This window comes from Stenotrophomonas sp., from assembly GCF_031995405.1.
GTDB lineage: Bacteria > Pseudomonadota > Gammaproteobacteria > Xanthomonadales > Xanthomonadaceae > Stenotrophomonas.
Genome location: NZ_DAMAGC010000095.1, coordinates 1 through 16,354, shown reverse-complemented (window position 1 = coordinate 16,354; position 16,354 = coordinate 1). Strand labels below are relative to the sequence as shown.

General features: G+C 69.5%; 17 protein-coding genes and 1 pseudogene. 8 read left to right on the top strand and 10 right to left on the bottom strand.

The annotated features are described in order from the left end of the window. The 7 genes from RTO53_RS15020 to RTO53_RS14990 all read left to right on the top strand — a co-directional run. The coding region (locus RTO53_RS15020) for an FUSC family protein (protein ID WP_312238549.1) at positions 1 to 792 on the top strand (792 nt) is incomplete at its 5' end. Between the two features lie 142 nt (positions 793 to 934). Then, positions 935 to 1,405 (top strand): hypothetical protein, encoded by a 471-nt coding sequence (locus RTO53_RS15015; protein ID WP_312238548.1) that lies wholly within the window; start codon positions 935 to 937, stop codon positions 1,403 to 1,405. A 37-nt stretch (positions 1,406 to 1,442) separates the two neighbouring features. Further along, positions 1,443 to 1,637 (top strand): hypothetical protein, encoded by a 195-nt coding sequence (locus tag RTO53_RS15010; RefSeq protein ID WP_312238547.1) that lies wholly within the window; start codon positions 1,443 to 1,445, stop codon positions 1,635 to 1,637. 216 nt (positions 1,638 to 1,853) lie between these two features. After that, positions 1,854 to 2,798, top strand: coding sequence for a 2OG-Fe dioxygenase family protein (locus RTO53_RS15005; RefSeq protein WP_312238546.1), 945 nt, complete (start codon positions 1,854 to 1,856; stop codon positions 2,796 to 2,798). Beyond that, entirely contained in the window at positions 2,795 to 3,601 is an 807-nt protein-coding gene (locus RTO53_RS15000) for a hypothetical protein (RefSeq protein ID WP_312238545.1), read from the top strand. Before RTO53_RS15005 ends, RTO53_RS15000 begins: the two co-directional genes overlap by 4 nt. A gap of 89 nt (positions 3,602 to 3,690) precedes the next feature. Continuing rightward, on the top strand, positions 3,691 to 4,905 hold the full coding sequence (locus tag RTO53_RS14995; protein WP_312238544.1) for a hypothetical protein: 1,215 nt from the start codon (positions 3,691 to 3,693) through the stop codon (positions 4,903 to 4,905). A gap of 65 nt (positions 4,906 to 4,970) precedes the next feature. Next, positions 4,971 to 5,471 carry a lysozyme gene (locus tag RTO53_RS14990; RefSeq protein WP_312238543.1) on the top strand — a complete coding sequence of 167 codons (501 nt, stop codon included), beginning with the start codon at positions 4,971 to 4,973 and terminating at the stop codon, positions 5,469 to 5,471. Positions 5,472 to 5,533: 62 nt separating this feature from the next. On the opposite strand, the gene RTO53_RS14985 is transcribed toward RTO53_RS14990, so the two are convergent. From RTO53_RS14985 to RTO53_RS14955, 7 genes are all read right to left on the bottom strand, one after another. Then, positions 5,534 to 6,319 (bottom strand): hypothetical protein, encoded by a 786-nt coding sequence (locus RTO53_RS14985; protein WP_312238542.1) that lies wholly within the window; start codon positions 6,317 to 6,319, stop codon positions 5,534 to 5,536. 54 nt (positions 6,320 to 6,373) lie between these two features. Beyond that, the gene (locus RTO53_RS14980; protein WP_312238541.1) at positions 6,374 to 6,565 is read right to left on the bottom strand and encodes a hypothetical protein; all 192 of its coding nucleotides are present in this window, start codon (positions 6,563 to 6,565) and stop codon (positions 6,374 to 6,376) included. A gap of 2 nt (positions 6,566 to 6,567) precedes the next feature. Then, positions 6,568 to 6,993: a hypothetical protein gene (locus RTO53_RS14975; RefSeq protein WP_312238540.1), complete on the bottom strand. Its 426-nt coding sequence runs from the start codon at positions 6,991 to 6,993 to the stop codon at positions 6,568 to 6,570. Positions 6,994 to 7,012: 19 nt separating this feature from the next. Then, positions 7,013 to 7,270, bottom strand: coding sequence for a hypothetical protein (locus tag RTO53_RS14970; protein ID WP_312238539.1), 258 nt, complete (start codon positions 7,268 to 7,270; stop codon positions 7,013 to 7,015). Between the two features lie 100 nt (positions 7,271 to 7,370). After that, positions 7,371 to 8,009 carry a DUF2589 domain-containing protein gene (locus RTO53_RS14965; RefSeq protein ID WP_312238538.1) on the bottom strand — a complete coding sequence of 213 codons (639 nt, stop codon included), beginning with the start codon at positions 8,007 to 8,009 and terminating at the stop codon, positions 7,371 to 7,373. A gap of 68 nt (positions 8,010 to 8,077) precedes the next feature. Next, positions 8,078 to 8,572: a DUF2589 domain-containing protein gene (locus tag RTO53_RS14960; protein ID WP_312238537.1), complete on the bottom strand. Its 495-nt coding sequence runs from the start codon at positions 8,570 to 8,572 to the stop codon at positions 8,078 to 8,080. Positions 8,573 to 8,706: 134 nt separating this feature from the next. Beyond that, positions 8,707 to 9,264 carry an AraC family transcriptional regulator gene (locus RTO53_RS14955; RefSeq protein ID WP_312238536.1) on the bottom strand — a complete coding sequence of 186 codons (558 nt, stop codon included), beginning with the start codon at positions 9,262 to 9,264 and terminating at the stop codon, positions 8,707 to 8,709. Positions 9,265 to 9,719: 455 nt separating this feature from the next. Here RTO53_RS14955 and RTO53_RS14950 point away from each other — a divergent pair, with 455 nt between their 5' ends. After that, a complete protein-coding gene (locus RTO53_RS14950; RefSeq protein ID WP_312238535.1) occupies positions 9,720 to 10,115 on the top strand; it encodes a hypothetical protein in 396 nt (131 codons plus the stop codon). Between the two features lie 12 nt (positions 10,116 to 10,127). Here the strand turns inward: RTO53_RS14950 and recD are convergent, their stop codons facing one another. From recD to RTO53_RS14935, 3 genes and pseudogenes are all read right to left on the bottom strand, one after another. Next, on the bottom strand, positions 10,128 to 12,044 hold the full coding sequence (gene recD / locus RTO53_RS14945; protein ID WP_312238534.1) for an exodeoxyribonuclease V subunit alpha: 1,917 nt from the start codon (positions 12,042 to 12,044) through the stop codon (positions 10,128 to 10,130). Further along, on the bottom strand, positions 12,041 to 15,694 hold the full coding sequence (gene recB / locus RTO53_RS14940; RefSeq protein WP_312238533.1) for an exodeoxyribonuclease V subunit beta: 3,654 nt from the start codon (positions 15,692 to 15,694) through the stop codon (positions 12,041 to 12,043). Before recB ends, recD begins: the two co-directional genes overlap by 4 nt. After that, a pseudogene (locus RTO53_RS14935) lies at positions 15,691 to 16,354 on the bottom strand (exodeoxyribonuclease V subunit gamma); the annotation flags it as partial. The gene recB and the pseudogene RTO53_RS14935, both read right to left, overlap by 4 nt.

Genomic DNA, 16,354 nt, shown 5'->3' with positions numbered 1-16,354 from the left:
GCCAGCCTGGTGGCCGGGGTGTACCTGTTCGGCGTGTTCCCGGCGGTGCATGACTTCGGCAGCCTGGCCATCGTGCTGGCGGTGGTGTTCCTGCCGCTGGGTCTGCTGCTGCACAAGCCGCAGACCGCGCTGATCGGGCTGCCGCTGACGGTCAACCTGGTGGCGCTGCTGAACGTGCAGAACACCTACAACGCCAACATCCAGAGCTTCATCAACTCCTCGGTGGCGATGTTCATCGGGATCGGGTTTGCGGTGGTGATGACCCGGCTGTTCCGCTCGGTCGGTGCCGAGTGGACCGCGCGCCGGCTGGTGCGGCAAGGCTGGACCACGCTGGCCGAGGCCGCCGAAGGCCGTGGCGAGCAGGATCGCCAGCAGTTCGCCGCGCGCATGCTGGACCTGCTCGGCCTGCTCGCCCCGCGTTTGGCGGCGACCCCGGAAGGCAGCGACATCGCCTCGGTGGACATGCTCACCGAAGCGCGCATCGGCCTGAACATCCTGCAGCTGCGCCGCGCCCGCCATGGCTTGCCGCCCACCAGCATGCAGGCGATCGAATCGATCCTGGACGATGTGGGCGCGCACTACCGCGCACAGGTGGCACAGCGTGCACCGCTGCCGGCACCGGCCGGGCTGCAGGCCAAGCTGGAGGCCTCGCTGAAGCGGGTGCAGACCGTGGACGCAGGCAAGGCGCGCGATGAGGCGCTGATGGGCGTGCTGGGGCTGCGCTATGCGCTGTTCCCGGACGCACCGGTGGTAGCCGACGGCGAGGCGGAGGTCGTGGCAGCCGCGCACTGATGGCGGGCGCTGCACGGATGTGCAACACGCGGCGGTACAGGCGCAACAGCGCGCGCGGGCTGCCGGACGGCGCCCGCCTATACAGAGAACGCAGTGGATCGCAGCGCGCCGAGGGCCGGTGCGGGCACTGTCGGCAGCGGTCATGACGGTCGCTGTCGCGTCCCTTTCTCTGTCCAGGAGTATCGCCATGAAATACCTCTTGCATCGTTCCGCGCTGACGCTGTGGTTTGGCCTGGCCCTGTCACTGGCGGCCATCGTGCCGGCGCAGGCCCAGTGCGGGGTGCTGACCACCGCCACCGATGCCGACGCCCAGCAGGCAGCAACCGCCATCGCCGGGCATGCCTTCGGTCCGCACCAGGCCGAATTCGTCAACGGCCAGGTCACTGCGGGACTGGCATTCCCCGATCCGACCATCGCCAATGCCGCGGCCCTGGCAACCTTCGTCAAGGGCATCCTGCGCGGCACTGCCGGGGTCGCACTGGCCGGGGGAACCCGCACCAAGTACTGGCACGCAGCGACCGGCACGATCGTCATCTTCAACAACGCCGTGGCCGACTGTGGCACCGCGTTCCGGCCGACGGCCGGAATCACCTACTACAATAACCAGCACTGATCGCCTGCCTCCGGCGCCGGAGGCCCCTGGAGCCGTCATGCGCGAGAACGAGCGTTTTTCCCTGTCGCTGGACCATGACGAAGCGGTCGGCGTACTCAATGCGCTGAACTACTTCGGCTTCGGTATCGATGCCGATACCTGCCATACCTTGACCGGACTGGACCAGGCTCGCGTGCAGGCACTGCATGCACGGTTGCACCTGGCCCATCGCGCGGACAGCTCGCGCCGCTAGGCGGCATCCCCGCCTTTCACCGTAGCCCCCTTCGCCACCGTGCGCGCGCACGGTGGCGTCTGCGTGCGCGTGCGCGCGTGCGGATCGCTCCGTGCATTGGCAGCGCCTGACAAACGGCTGCAACGGCGCGCGCGTCGCCGGTGCGCTGCGGTGGCTATACAGCAGGTGCATCCCGCCCGATCGCCGCGGCGGTGCCCTTCCCTGCGGAGACCGCGCATGCACGCCCCCACTGATGCTGTTCCCGAACCGTCCCTGCCATCGGCGCAGACAGCGCTGCGCGCGGTGCACTGCCTGGCCCACGCGCTGAGCCGACCCCGCCGCCAGGCCATGCTGCCGCAGGTCTTCCGCATGGAGCAGCTGGGCCTGCAGCCCGGCTTTCTGGACGGCGTGGCCGCACAGGCCGAACACTTGCCGTGGGATCGCTACGACGTCGCCCGGCGGCGACGCCAGGTGCTGCAGCGGCATGCCAGCATCCTGGCACCGGCGCAGCGCGCGCTGCTGGATGCCGACGACGCCGACCCCGATGCACTGTGGAACGCGGTACAGGCCACGCTGCCATCGGTGCTGCGCGCGGCGCTGCAGCGGGTCCAGCCGCACCGTCGGCGCGCGATGCGCAAATACGCCGCACGACGGGTATCGGCCGGCTGCTGGCAGCTGCAACCGCTGGACGATGCCTGCTTCGCGCAGCCCGGCGACCTGGCCCGCGCGCCGCGCCGGGTGTTTGCGCCGATCGCGCTGGCGCTGACCTATCACCCGGACATGCTGCGCCTGGTTGCCGGCATCGCCGAGACCGTCCACCAGCGCTGCGCCGCTACCCGGCTGCAGCTGGTGGTGCACCTGATGATGACCGTCGCGCGCGGCCCGGCGGCGGCCGAGCCGGCGCCGGAAGGCCTGCACCAGGACGGCGCCGACTACATCCTGTCGGCGCTGGTGATCCGGCGGCGTGGCGTGCGCGGCGGAACATCGCGGGTGCGCCGCGGCGTGGCAGGTCCGCTGCTGCTCGAACAGACCTTGGGCGAAGGCGACGGGGTGTTCCAGCCCGATGCCGGGTCGCCGTTGTGGCACGAGGTGTCGGCGCTGCATGCCACCGACCCGGCCCAGGCGGGCTATCGGATGATCCTGGGCATCGACGCGCATGTGGTGCCGGAGCAACCGGCATGAGCGCGCGTGCACCGCGCGCCAGGCACCGTACGGGCAAGCCGGCATCGCCCTGGCGCGCCCGGCTGTTGCGGCTGCTGCACCTGGTGGCCGAACAGGCGCTGCCGCTGACCATCGCCGGGGTGTCGTTCGTGATCGCGCTCGATGCGTGGCTGTCGGCCCGGCCGGTGCTGTGGGAACACCAGCGCGCGCTGGCCTCGCTGTCGATCGCCAGCGACCTGGACGGCACCACGGCCAACGGCATCGACACCCGCACGACCCTCACCATCAGCAACGTCGGCGAGCTCAGTTTCGCCGTGCTCGATATCCAGGTGGAACTGGCCCTGGAGCCGGGACTGGAAGCGCCGTGGCTGCAGAACTCGCTGCTGCAGGAAGCGCCGGTAGCGCTGCCGATCGGGTTGCGTGCGTTCCATCTGGAGGCCGCACGCGATGGCCGCAGCGCGCGCTATGCCTTCTCCCAGGCGGCCTCCGGCTGGCATGTGATCGATCCGGGACGCTCGGTGGAACTGGTGTTCGCCCAACCGGTGCAGGGCCACGGACGCCTGGGGATCAGCGCCGAAGTGTTCACCCAACCGCTACGGATGGGCGCGCTGGAAGACCAGATCACCGTCGAACGGGTCATCGCCGGGCGCCGTCGCCATGTGTTCCCCGAATCCGGGCCGGACGATGTCTCCGACCTGGGCGTGTTCCCGTACAGCGCCGCCAGCGTGGTGATCGTGCCCAGCGGCCATGTCCCGCACGCCGCGCACGAAGCGGCACCCGCGCGACCGCGACCGCGTCGCTGGAACACGCCGGCAACGCCCTGAAACACGGCAACCAACCGGCGAGCCGGGCTGGCCCTATACCTGTGCGCAGCGCATCGCACTGCGCGTCCCGACCGCATGGAGCACGCCCGATGGCCCCGCAACCTGACCACTGGATCGCCGATGCCGAAACCGCCGAACGTGCGCGACGCCAGCGCAGCTTCCTGCGCATGGCCGTGCTGCGCATCCTGGCAATGGCCGGCGCGGTGCTGCTGGGTCTGTGCGCGCCGCACGCCCCCGCGCATGCCCAGGCCGGCCCACAGGTGACCCAGCTGCACGGGCACCTGGAGCTGGACTACAGCGTGGAAGTACGCGTGGACGGTCTGTCCGACTGGGCGGCAGGCAACGACCCGCGCCGACTGGTGCCGTTCATCGATGGACGCGCGCTGCCGGGCAACAGCCCCGAGGCGATCGATGTGGCACGCGGCCGGCTGCTGTTCCATCTGCGCGTCAACGAAGCAAGCCGCGCGGTGTGGACCGACCTGCTCGGTGCCCCCGAAGGCCTGCGCCGACCGGTCACCTTCAGCGTGGGACCGGTCGACGGCTCGCCTTTTGACACGGTGTACGGCGATGGACGGCGGGTGATGTTGACGGTGATCTCGCCGGTCTACGGTGGCATCGCGCTGCTGCTGGTGGTGGTGACGCTGGCGGTGTTCGTGCGGCTGGCGCGCACCACCAGCATCATCCGCAAGCCCGCCGAAGGACGGCTGGGACCGTATGACCTGGGCCGCTTCCAGATGGCGGTGTGGTTCTTCCTGATCTACCTGTCCTACACCGCGATCTGGCTGATCACCGATGCCACCGACACCATCCATCCCTCGCTGCTGGCGTTGCTGGGCATCAGCGCGGGCACGGCATTGAGCGAGGCGGTGATCGATGCCGGCGGCGGCGCGCCCACGCAGGACCCGCGCGAAACGGCGCTGCTGGAAGAGCGCCAGCAACGGGTGCGCGAGAGCGGCACGCGCGGCATGTGGCACGACGCCGGCGAGGGCGACAGCAGCGACCCGCCTGCGCGCCAGCAGGCCGCGCGACACAGAGTGATGCAGATCGACCGCCAGCTGCACGCGCTGCAGAACCCGGCACGGGACACCGACTCGCAGGGCCTGATGCACGACCTGCTGTCGGATGCACAGGGCTATCGCTTCGATCGCTTCCAGATCTTCGCCTTCACCCTGATCCTGGGGGTGATCTTCCTGTCCGATGTCTACAACAACCTGAGCATGCCCGAGCTCAGCCCGACGCTGCTGGGGCTGATGGGGCTCAGTTCGGGCACCTACATCGGCTTCAAGCTGCCCAACCGCACGTAACGCCCACGCAGCTCGCACCGCGTGGCGACCTCTCCTGGATGCGCCCAGACCAACGAGGAACGGCAATGAACGACATGACGTTGAGCCCGCAAGGGATCGATTGGCTCAAGCAGGTGGAAGGCCAGCGCCTGCAGCCCTACGACGACCAGACCGGCAAGCCGGTCGACCACTGGGTGACCGGCGCCACCGTCGGCTACGGGCACCTGATCGGCCGCGCCGAGTGGGACAGCCTGGGTCGCGGCATCAGCCTGGAACAGGCCGAGGCGCTGCTGCGCAAGGACCTGGCGCCGTTCGAACAGGCGGTCAACCGCGGCGTCACCGCGGCCCTGGCGCAGTGCCAGTTCGATGCGCTGGTGATCCTCTGCTACAACATCGGGGTGGGCAATTTCGCCCGCTCCTCGGTGCTCAAGCTGGTCAACAATCCGCAGGCCGGCACCACCTTCGCCACTCTGGAAGCGGCCTGGATGGCGTGGACGCGTTCGCAGGGCAAGGTGATGAAGGGGCTGGTCAACCGCCGCGGCGCCGAGTGGCGCATGTACAGCACCGGCAGCTACGCCCACTGGTGAACGACCGCGCTCCGCGGCACCGGTCTGCGGTGCCGCGGAGCGCGCTTGCCGGGGTTCCTGGTTCAGCGGCTCGGTCGTTCCAGTACGCAGCTCGGCGTGCATTCCCCGATCGCCGGGCGGATGCGCAGTGTGGTGGCGGCATCGCCGGCCTGCACCACCAGCCAGCGTCCAACCAGCCGATCGCAGGCGCTACCGCCGTTGCCTGGCCGCACCGAATACCACGCACCATCGGCAGTGCTGCCTTCCAGCCGCAATGGCACCCGGCAGTTGCGCGGGCTGGCATAGGACGCCGTGCCGCCGGCATCGCCCGGCTCGCGTCCGGCCAGGTCCAGCTGCAGCATCACTGGCTGCATCGCAGCGGTCTGCACCTGCGTGAGCCAACGTCCCCGCAGCGCGCCCGGCGCACTGGCGGCGTCCGGCAGCTCGCCGCTGGCCCACATCGCCGTGGACGCCGCGGCGACATCGCTGCGCACCTGCAGCGTGGCCTGGTTGCCCTGCACCTGCAGCTGCACGCGGCCGGGATACAGGCGGTTGCACCAGCGGCCGCCACTGGCGGCGACCAGGTCGTATTGCAGCTGGCCATCGCCGCGATGCGACAGGCGTGCATCGAGACGGCAGTTGCGCGGTTCGCCGAATACGATCTGCGCCGTATCGTTGGCCGGCTGCAGGGTGAGGCGGACCGACGAGGGTCGGCCATCAAGCGTGTCCGCGCCCACCCAGGCCGCCGGCGCAGCGGCGTCGGGACCGGCCTGGGCCTGGGCGAACAACGGGACCAGCAGGGCCAGCCACGCCAGCGACCGGCGGCGGTGGCGGTGGCGGTGGCGGTGGCGACAATCGTACTTGCTCATCATGTGCTCCTTGGTGGAAGAACACCGGCGGCGGGCACGGTGCCCGCCACCGGCTCAGAAGTAGCGCGTCATCAGCGCCACGGCCAGCGCGATCAGCCACAGCGTGGCCAACAACCGCTGGCGACGACGGCGGGCGCGCGCAGCCGCCGCCGCGCGCTTGCGGGCCAGCAGGGGGGCCAGCCACTCGCGCACCTGGTGGGCGTCATCGTCGGACAGCAGCAGGCGCAGGCGGTCGGGTCGGGCCATGCTCATGCCTCCGCGGGCGAAGAAGGATCCAGGCTGAAACGGCGCAGGATCTGCCCGTCCAGCAGCAGTTCGCCGCACAGCGGGGTGCCGCCGTGCAGGCAGATGGTCAGCCGGTGCTCGGCCGCCTCCATGCAGGGGCGCAACGCGATCATCGGCGGCTGGCCATCGACGCCGGCCACCTCGTCCAGCGCGCAGTCAATCTGCACTTCCAGCGTGGTGGCCAGGATCCCGCGCGGCACGATCAGCTCGGCCAGCGGCACGTCCTGCTGCAACCACCGGCCATCGACAAGGCTGCTGACCGCCAGCGTCTGGCCGCTTCCCAGCCGCGCCTGCAGGCGTTGCAGGTGGGTGTGCGCGCAGCGATGGCGGGTCAGGGCCAACGCCCGCGCCAGGGTGTGGATCAGATCATCAAGGCGATAGTCGGCCATCGGGATGCTCCTGCGCGGATCATTCGACCAGCCACACCGGACGCCGCGGAAAACCGACGTGGTAGGCCAGCCACTGCAGCACGACCTGGTGCTCGCCGATCTGCAGGATGGTGAAACTGCGTTCGATCCCCAGGATCGCGCCCTTCGGGCTGTCGCTGAGGCAACGGTTGAGCAGGTCCTGGGCCTGGCCCAGGTCGGCATCGGTAAGCATCTGGGTCGGGTTGTTGCTGCCGACCACGATGCGTTTTACGAACTTGACATCATTCAGATCGAACATGGCGGTCTTCCCTGCGTTGGACATGCCGGACCCGCCGCGTCATGGCGACGCGACGGGTCATTCCGCGGTTGCGTTCACCTCGATGGGCGCAACGCCCATGTCAGGCCACCGGGACCGGGGCGCCGATCTTGCGCGGTGCCGAGGCGGTCTGCAGGATGTCCATCACCCGGGCCAGGCCTTCGGGCATGCCCTTGTCTTCGGCATGCACGGCCACGGTGTACTTGGCCGAGTTGTCCGAGGTGCGGGTGTTCTCCTTGTGCGAGGCCACCGAGCCCTGGATGTTGACCTTGGCCGAGAACACGCCCCAACCCACTTTCATTTCCGCCTGCATGGCGGCCGAGTAGTCCTGGCTTTCCTTGGCCGAGAACGAGGACTTCACTTCCATCTCGAAATTGATGTCCACGCTGTAGATGCTCAGGTTGGGCACCTTGACGATGGCCAGCAGCGGCACTTCCAGTTCCACCTCTTCTTCGGAGAACGGCGAGGCATCCTTGGTGGTCGGGTCGAGGTTGTCGACCGGACGCTTGAAGCGGAACAGCGCGGTGCGGGTGCCGCCGACCGCGTTGGGATCGGTGTTGGCCGCATCCGGCGGCAGGAAGCCGACCGAGCGGATGAAGCTGGCGGTGGCCTGGGCCAGTTTGATCTGCGAATCGCAGGCCGCGGTGAGCGGGCCGCCGATCAGGTCGGCCATCGGCAGACCCTTGAACTGGCTGGACATGTTGACGAGTTCGTCAGGCATGGTGATGCACTCCTATGGGTTGGCAGGCAGCGACGGCCGTGGCGCGTGGTCGTCACCGGGGTGATGGATCAAGTGGCTTTGATGGTCTTGAAGACCCCCTGGCTCTGCGCCAGGTGGTTCATCAACCGCGCCGCGCCATCGGTCGGCTCGGTTCCTTCCACGCGCAACTGCACGTGTACGTTGCCCACGCCCTTGCCGCGGCCGGTATCCAGTCCAACGTGTCGCGCCGCCGGCCGCGGCGACTCCCAGGCATCCGGGGTGCCCGGCGCAGGCTCCTCCAGATCCTCAGGGCCCAGTTCCGCCAGGTGCGCGTTGAAGCTGATCTCCACCTCCCGGATGCGCAGGTTGTTGGTGGACACCAGCGGCAACAGCGGCGCGCGGTAGAGGTCTTCATCGCCTTCCTCGGCCTGCGGGTGCAGCGAGGGCATGCGGATGGTGACGCTCCTGGGCCGGTTGTCTTCGTCGAAGAAATCGCGCAGGTGGGAAATCTGGTGCATCTCGATGCTGTCCTGGGCTTCGATCACCGCCCCGGCCAATGCTTCGATCAATGTGTGGAATGACATGGTTCCGCTCATTTCGCCTTCGCTCCTGATCGTGGGTGCCTGCCATCGATGCAGGTCGATGCCGGTGTGTTGCTTCCACGGGTTCATTGATACCTGCCGCGCCTGACGGGCATACGGCGGTGCGTTGCGGTCGCTTAGCCGCGCGTTGCAGGCGCGCGGCGCGGCGCTGGCGTGCAGCACGCCGCCCGCATGCTCGATGGCGGCTCGCCGTAGTGATGGCGGTAGGCGCGACTGAAGCCGGACAGGCTGACGAAGCCGACCGCATAGGCCACATCCGAAACGTTGCCCTCGCCTTCGCGCAGCAGGCGTCGCGCCAGGCGCAGGCGCACCAGCCGGATCAGTTCGCCGGGCGGGTGGCCGATGCTCGCCACCAGCTTGCGGTGCAGGCTGGTGCGCGACATGTTCAGCGCGGCGGCCAACCGGTCCACCGACACCTCTTCGTCATCGGCGTGGTGTTCGATCCATTCGCGCGCGCGCTCCACCAGCCGCGTGGCCGCGGTACCGTGCGGCCGGATCCGGGTGCGCGCCAGCAGCGCTTCCCACGCCAGGTCGCCATCGGCCGCGCCACTGCCGGGCTGGCAGCTGCACTGGCACATGCGCGACAGCAGTGCCAGGCTCCAGGCCAGGGTCTGGCCATCGCCATCGTCGGTCTCGCCGCTTCCCGCGCCGGGCGGACTGACGGAAACATCCAAACCTCGCTCGAAAACGTCCATAGCCGTCCCCCTCCTTCTGCTGATAAGCCGAGCCGGTGCAGCGACGAACCCAGCCGCAGGCGTCCCCAGATACGAACCGGTCAGGTGCACGCTGGTTTCCCCCTGCGAATGCGTAGAAAACGACACCGCAGTTCCTCCACTACCGGTGTAACCGGAGCCCTGCCGGCGGTGTTGGCGCTGCGTTGCAGATGCTTGTCACAGCGTTGCAGGGCGCTTTCACAGCGGCCGCGAAGTGGCGATACTGGAGCGGCGCATGCGCGGGAAATCGGTCGAATTGCGGATCATCCGTGATCGCAAGCACTCACCATGTGAGGCACGGGCCACACTAAACGCGAGGCGCTTATCACACTCGGCGCCCGACCGCCTGGCACGTGAAGAACGAATCGGCGCTATCCTGCTGCGCTATTCCCTGCGTGATGTTCGACCAGACCCCTATGAGCTATGACCTGATGGTGTTCGACCCCGCCGTGGCCCCGCGTGAGGCGGAGGCTTTCCTGCAGTGGTACGACGCGCAGACCGAGTGGAAGGAAACCCACGACTACGACGATGCCGCAGTGTCGGTACCGGCATTGCAGGCGTTTTTCGCCGCGCTCGTGGAGCATTTCCCGCCGATGGATGGCCCGCTCGCCGATGACGAGGATGACCGCCCCGAAGTGACCGACTACAGCGTCGGCCAGCACGTCATCTACGCGTCCTTCGATGATGAAGTGGCCGAGAACGCGCATGGCCTGGTGCAGGTGCTGGCCAACACCCACCAGCTCGGCTTCTTCGATGTCAGCGGTGACGGCGCCATCGTGTTCCCCGATGGCACTGTGGTGATTCCGGAATAAACCGGACGCGGGCTAGAACAACTGCCCCTGCGCCGGTGCGGCGACCGATGTGTCGCCCACCGGCGGTTCTGGCGCGACCGGCGCGTCCGGCGGTCCATGCAACCGCGCGGCCAGCCCAGAGATGCGGCTGGCATGGCGCTTGAGCGCGGCCTGGATGACCTCCGCGCTGCCCAGCACATGCAGCGACTGCCGCGCGCGGGTCAGGCCGGTGTAGACCAGCTCGCGCGACAACACCCGGTTGTCGCGACGCGGCAACTGCAGCCAGACCTCGTCGAACTCCGAGCCCTGCGCCTTGTGCACGGTCATCGCGAACGCGCTTTCATGCGCCGGCAATGCGCCCGGATGGAAGCCACGCGGCTGATCGGGCGTGTCGCCGGGGAACCAGGCGGTCACTGCGCCCTGGCGATCCCGCAGGCAGATGCCGATGTCGCCGTTGAACAGGCGATGGCGATAGCTGTTCTCGGTGATCAACAGCAGACGCCCGTGGAAGTAACCCGGCGCCATGCCCGGACGCGGCACCCCGGCCAACAGGGCCTCGATGCGCGCGTTGAGTCCACGTGCGCCCTGCGCGCCTTCGCGTACCGCCGTGAGCAGGCGGATCCGGCCGGCGTTGGCCAGAGCCTGCGCCGGATCGGCGGCCTCGCCCAACCCGCGCCAGTGCGCCAGCAGGTGATCGCGGTGCTGCTGCAGCGGGTCGATCTGGTCTTCATGGAAGTGCACGCCGGCCAGCCGGCCACTGCGTAGCAGCGCCAGCGCGGCGTCGCTGTCGCCGTCGCGCACGGCATGCGCCAGCGGCACCAGATCCAGCGCATCGGTCTGCCGGTAGCCGCGCTGCAGCTGCACGCGCCGGCCTGCGAAGCGCGTCGCCGCAGCCTGCGGCTGCAGCGTGGACGGCGCCAGCAACCCGCGCAACGCATCGGCATCGTCGGCGCGGGTACCCAGGCCATCGCCGCTGGCGCGCAGGATCGCGCTGAGCACGTCGCCGGCTTCCACCGACGGCAGCTGGTCCGGATCGCCCAGCAGCACCAGCCGGGCACCGGCGGCAACCGCTTCGACCAGCTTGGTCATCAGCGGCAGGTCGATCATCGACGCCTCGTCCACCACCACCACATCGAACGGCAACGGGTTGTCGCCGTGATGACGGAAACGCGGTGAATCGGGGATGGTCCCGAGCAGGCGATGCAGGGTGGTGCCGGTGCTGGGCATGGCATCGCACAGTGCCGGGGCGATACCGAGCAGGCGCAGGCGCTGCACGGCCACGCGCAGGCTTTCGGCCATGCGCTCGGCAGCGCGACCGGTGGGCGCGGCCAGCGCTACCCGCGGCAGCGGCTGGTCGGCCTGCGCCGCCTGCGCGGCAAGCAGCACCAGCAGGCGCGCGATGGTGGTGGTCTTGCCGGTACCGGGCCCGCCAGTGACCAGCACCAGCGGATGCCGCAGCGCCACGCCAGCCGCGCGGGCCTGGTGGTCGGTGCCGTCGTGCGCCTGCGGGAACAGCTGCCCGAACAACGCCGCCAGCGTGCCCGGATCGGGCTGGGCCAGCGGATGGGTGGCAATGCGCTGCAGCCCGGCCGCCAGGCGGCGTTCGTACTCGCGGTAGCGACGCAGGTAGAGCAGTCCGTTTTCCAGCACCAATGGGCGGTCGGTGGCCGCCTCGGCAGCCTCCGCGTCCGGCACGTCCACCCACGGGGAGGTGCGCAGTTGCGCAAGCCAGGCCTCGGCGTCGGGCCACTCGACATCGCTGTCGACCAGCCGCTGCGGGTGCTGCGGATCCAGCCCGGCATGCCCCTGCGACACTGCCAGCGAGGCCAGCGCGGCGGCCGCCAGCACCGCATCGGGCGTGTCCGGTTGCAGCCGGCGCAGGCTCTGCGCCAGCGCGTGGTCGAGGGTCCGAAGCGCGTTGCCGCGTTGCAGGGCAGCGAGCAGGCTCATGCCTCACCCCGCGCGCGCGCAGCCATGCGTGCCTGGGCGTGTTCGCCGCCAGCGAAAAGGGCGTCCATCGCATCGACCAGCGCCGGATCGAAGCGGTGCGCGTACACGCCGGGGCTGTCCGCGCGCGCGGCATCCAGGCCACGGCAGAACAGATAGCGGATGCCGCCCATGTCGCGGGCGTAGTCGTACTGCGCACCCAGCCGGAAGCGCAGCCAGCGGTGCAGCGCGACGGTGTAGATCAGCGCCTGCAGGTCGTACTCGCTGTGCTGCATGGCACTCTGCAGCCGCGCGGCGTCGTAGCCGGGCAGGCGGTTGGATTTGTAATCGAGCACGTACCAGCGTGCACCGCGTACGTAGGTGAGATCGATCTTGCCGGTCATCAGCCCTTCCAGACGCCGTCGCGTGCCGAAGCCGCGACGCTCGCGGACCAAGCCGTGTGCGTGCAGCAGCTCAAGCAGTGCCGGCACCGCCGTGGGCTGCATGGCGAAGTGGAACTCGATTTCGGCGCGGCGCGCATCGTCGGGCAGATCGTGCAGGGCGCCACCTTCGGGCAACGGCACCGTCAGGGTCTGGCCGACCAGGGCAGTCAGCACCGCCACACCATCGTCGAGGTCTTCATCGGCATAGCCTTCTTCGCCCAGCGAGGTACGCAGCACCTGCGCCTCATCGCCCGGCGCCGGCTGTCCCGGCTGCCACTGCGACCAGCGCGCGAAGTCGGTGTTTTCCAGCGCATCGTGCAGCACGTTGCCGAAACGGCTGCCCATGAAGCGGGGATCGATGACCTCCTCGTTGGGCAGCGCCGGTTGCCCGGCGTCCAGGGTGAGGTCCACGCCGACCGGTTCGTCGGCGGCGGGTGCCGGGAGTTCGGTGGCCGCCGCATCGGTGTCGTGGCCGGCGTCGGCGTGGGCCAGCTGGGTGAAGCTGTACACCCACCAGTCGTGCGGGACGCGCCGGGTCAGCGCGCGCACCGGCGGCAGCTCGCCATCGCGTTCGAACGCCAGCTGCGGCGGGCGCGGTTCCAGCGGCCCGTCGATCACCGCGATGTCCGGATGCGCGCGTAGCGCGGCCATGTCCGACAGCATCGGTGCCAGACGCGTCTTCGCCAGCCCGGCCAGGTCACCGGCGGCGATCCACAGCGCGTGCTCGGCACGGGTCAGGCCGACGTACAGCAGGCGCGCATCTTCGGCCTCCTGCTCCTGCGCGCTGCGCATGCTGGCCGCGCTCCAGGCCTCGTCCTTGTCCAGCTTCCAGTGCAGTTCGCGGCGGCCTTCGGCATACACCGTGCAGTTGGCGTCGGTGTTGGGCGCGCCGCCGCCAATGCCGACGAACGGCAGGAACACCAGCGGATACTCCAGGCCCTTGCTCTTGTGCAGGGTGATGATCTGTACCCGACGCGCGTCCGATTCCAATCGCAGCAGCTGCTGTTCGTCGTTCTGGTCGGCGTGGGCCATCTGCACCTGCAGCCAGTCCAGCAGGCCGTGCATGCCCAGCGTCTGCGCGGCGGCCTGCTGCAGCAGTTCGCCCAGCTGCAGGTAGTTGGTCAGCCGCCGCTCGCCGTCGAGCAGGCCGAGCAGGCGTTCGGCGTGTTCGGCGCACAGGTCGGCGATCACCGCGAACGGTCCGCCGCGCTGCCAGCGTTCGCGCCACAGCAGCAGGCGGATCTGCATGCTGCGCTGCGCATCGCCCTCGCGCTCCATCGCGTCGATCGCGGCCGCGTCTTCGCCCAGCAACACGGTGGACAACGCCGCACGCAGGCGCCCTTCGTCGGCCGGCTGCAGCAGCGCCAGCAACAGCAGGCGCAGGTCCTGCGCCTCGGGCGTGGCGTACAGGCTCTGCTTGCCGGCGGCCACCGCCGGAATGCCGACCGCGCTGAGCGCGTGCTGGATGCGCGTGGCTTCGCGGTGCGAGCGCACCAGCACGGCGATGTCGCCGGGCTGCAACGGCTGGCCACGCAGCAGCGCGCGGCCCTGGCGGGCATCGCTGAGCAGCTGGTGGATCGCCGCCACACAGGCGTCGCTGGCCTGCTGCCGCGATGGATCGGCCTTGAGACTTCCGCCATCGCGGTTATGCAGCACGCGCACGGTCAGGCCCGGCGCAGGAAGGCCGTCGCGCAGAAAGTCCTCATCCACCCGGGTACTGCCCGCGTGCACCGGCTCGAAGCCGATGTCCGCTTCAAGGAACGCGCCTTCGCCGGCATTGGCATACAGCGCCTCGATGGCGTGCAGCACGGCCGGGCGCGAGCGGAAGTTGCGGTCCAGCGGCGGCGCGGCATCGGCTTGGCGCTTGGCCTTGAGATAGGTATGGATGTCGCCGCCGCGGAAGCCGTAGATCGCCTGCTTGGGATCGCCGATCAGGAATAGCGCCGGTGCCAGGCCGGCCGCGCGGGTTTCTTCTGAATCGCCGAACACGCGCTGGAAGATGCCCCACTGGCGGTCGTCGGTGTCCTGGAACTCATCCACCAGCGCGATCGTGTACTGCGCGCGCAGCTGCTGCACCAGCACGTCCCGGTGCGGGCCTTCCAATGCATCGGCCACGCCCTCGATCAGGTCGTCATAGGTCTGCACCCGGCCGATCCGCTTGAGCTCGGCCAGGCGCGCGCGGGCCTGGTCGCGCAAGCCGTGCAGGAAGATGATCGCCTGGCCGCGCTGCCACAGCGCCAGCGCATCGACCGCGGCCAGGTAAAGGGCAAGGGTGTGCTGCAGCGGCGACTGCGGCGTCCTGCCTGCGTGGGCCTTGTTGGTGCGCGCGGTGAGTTCCTCGACGGTCAGCCGGCGCAAGCGCTCCGGGTCTACCTCCAACGTTGCGCCCGGCGTGTCATCGGCCGCCCAGCGGTGCAGCTGCACGGCCAGCGGTTCCAGCCACGCCAGTTTGTAGCTGTTGCCGTTGAGCACTTTGTTCTCGACAGCCGCACAGACCTCGCCCAGGAAGGCTTCGCCGTGCTGGCGATAGTCGGCGGCGAACTGGCGCGCCGCCAGCGCAAGCGCCGGGCGCGGATCGTCGTGCAGCCCGGTGGGCACCGGCGGCAACAGCGGCAGCGGCTTGATCAGCGTGGCCAGGTCGCCCGCCAGCGCCTCGGGCGTGGACCACAGCCGCGTCAATGCATCCAGCGTCGCCGCATCATTGGCATGCACGCGCCACAGGTCGGCGGCCAGTTCGTCGTGCAGTTCGCGTTCGCTGGGCAACAGGGTCGGTGGATCGAAGGTGTGGCCACTCTCCAGGGCGTGTTCGCGCAACACGCGGGTGCAGAAGCCATGGATGGTGAAGATCGAGGCCAGGTCGATTTCATCGGCGGCAGTCTGCAACCGTCGCGCGAGCGCGGCCGCGGTTTCTTCGCCCAAGGCCAGCTGGCGCTGCAGGATCACCCGGGTCAGCAGCACCTCGGGGCTGTCCGCGTCGGTCGGCGCGCGCTCGACCAGCTGCGCGGCCAGTGCCAGCCGCTCGCGGATGCGCTTGCGCAGTTCCTGGGTAGCCGCATCGGTAAAGGTCACCGCCAGGATCTGGCCGATGCGCCAGCCCTTTTCCACCACCAGCCGGGTGAACAGCGTGGCCAGGGTGAAGGTCTTGCCGGTGCCGGCGCTGGCCTCGATCAGGCGCACGCCGTCCAGCGGCAGGGTCAGGTAGGGATCGTCGAGCAGAATGGGGGCGCTCATGCTGTCCGGCCCTGGTCATCGAAGCCGGGGAATACCCGGCCCTCGCGCACCGCGGTAAACACCACGAAGCTGTTGTGCAGCAGTTGCCGGTAGCTGTCCGCGGTGGCGAAGGGATCGCGTCCGCGCAGCGCCAGCGGGTAGCCGGCGCCGCTGGATTCGCCCCACGTGCGGTCGCCGCCGTACCACTTGGCCCGGCCCTCGGCTTCGCGCTTGGCCTCGGCGGCGGTGTAGATCGCCCACGCGGTGGATGGCGCATATGGCAGCGGTGCGCGCAGCCCTTCGTTGCGCAGGTGCAGCAGGCGCCGCAGCACCTGCCGGGCCTGCTCGGGCGGCAACGGCGGCAGCACGTGCGGGCCCAGCCCCTCCTCGCCAGCGTCGTGGAACTGCACCAGCGCCAGCGCATCGCCGGCCGCATTGGCCAACAACCAGTCCAGTCCCTGGCGGATCGCGGCACGCCCGTTGAGCGGGCCCGGGCGCAGCCGTACCAGACCGTGCGGATGCACGCCGTCGATGCGGCCGTGCAGGCGCACGCCGTCGATCTCCACCTCGTACCGGCGGCTGTCGGCGTCGGTGCCGGCCTGCCATTGGGCCAGCGCCTGCGCGTAAGGGCGGGTCCGCGCCTGCAGCGTGTCGAACTGGCGTTGCCCCAACGCGCCGGAC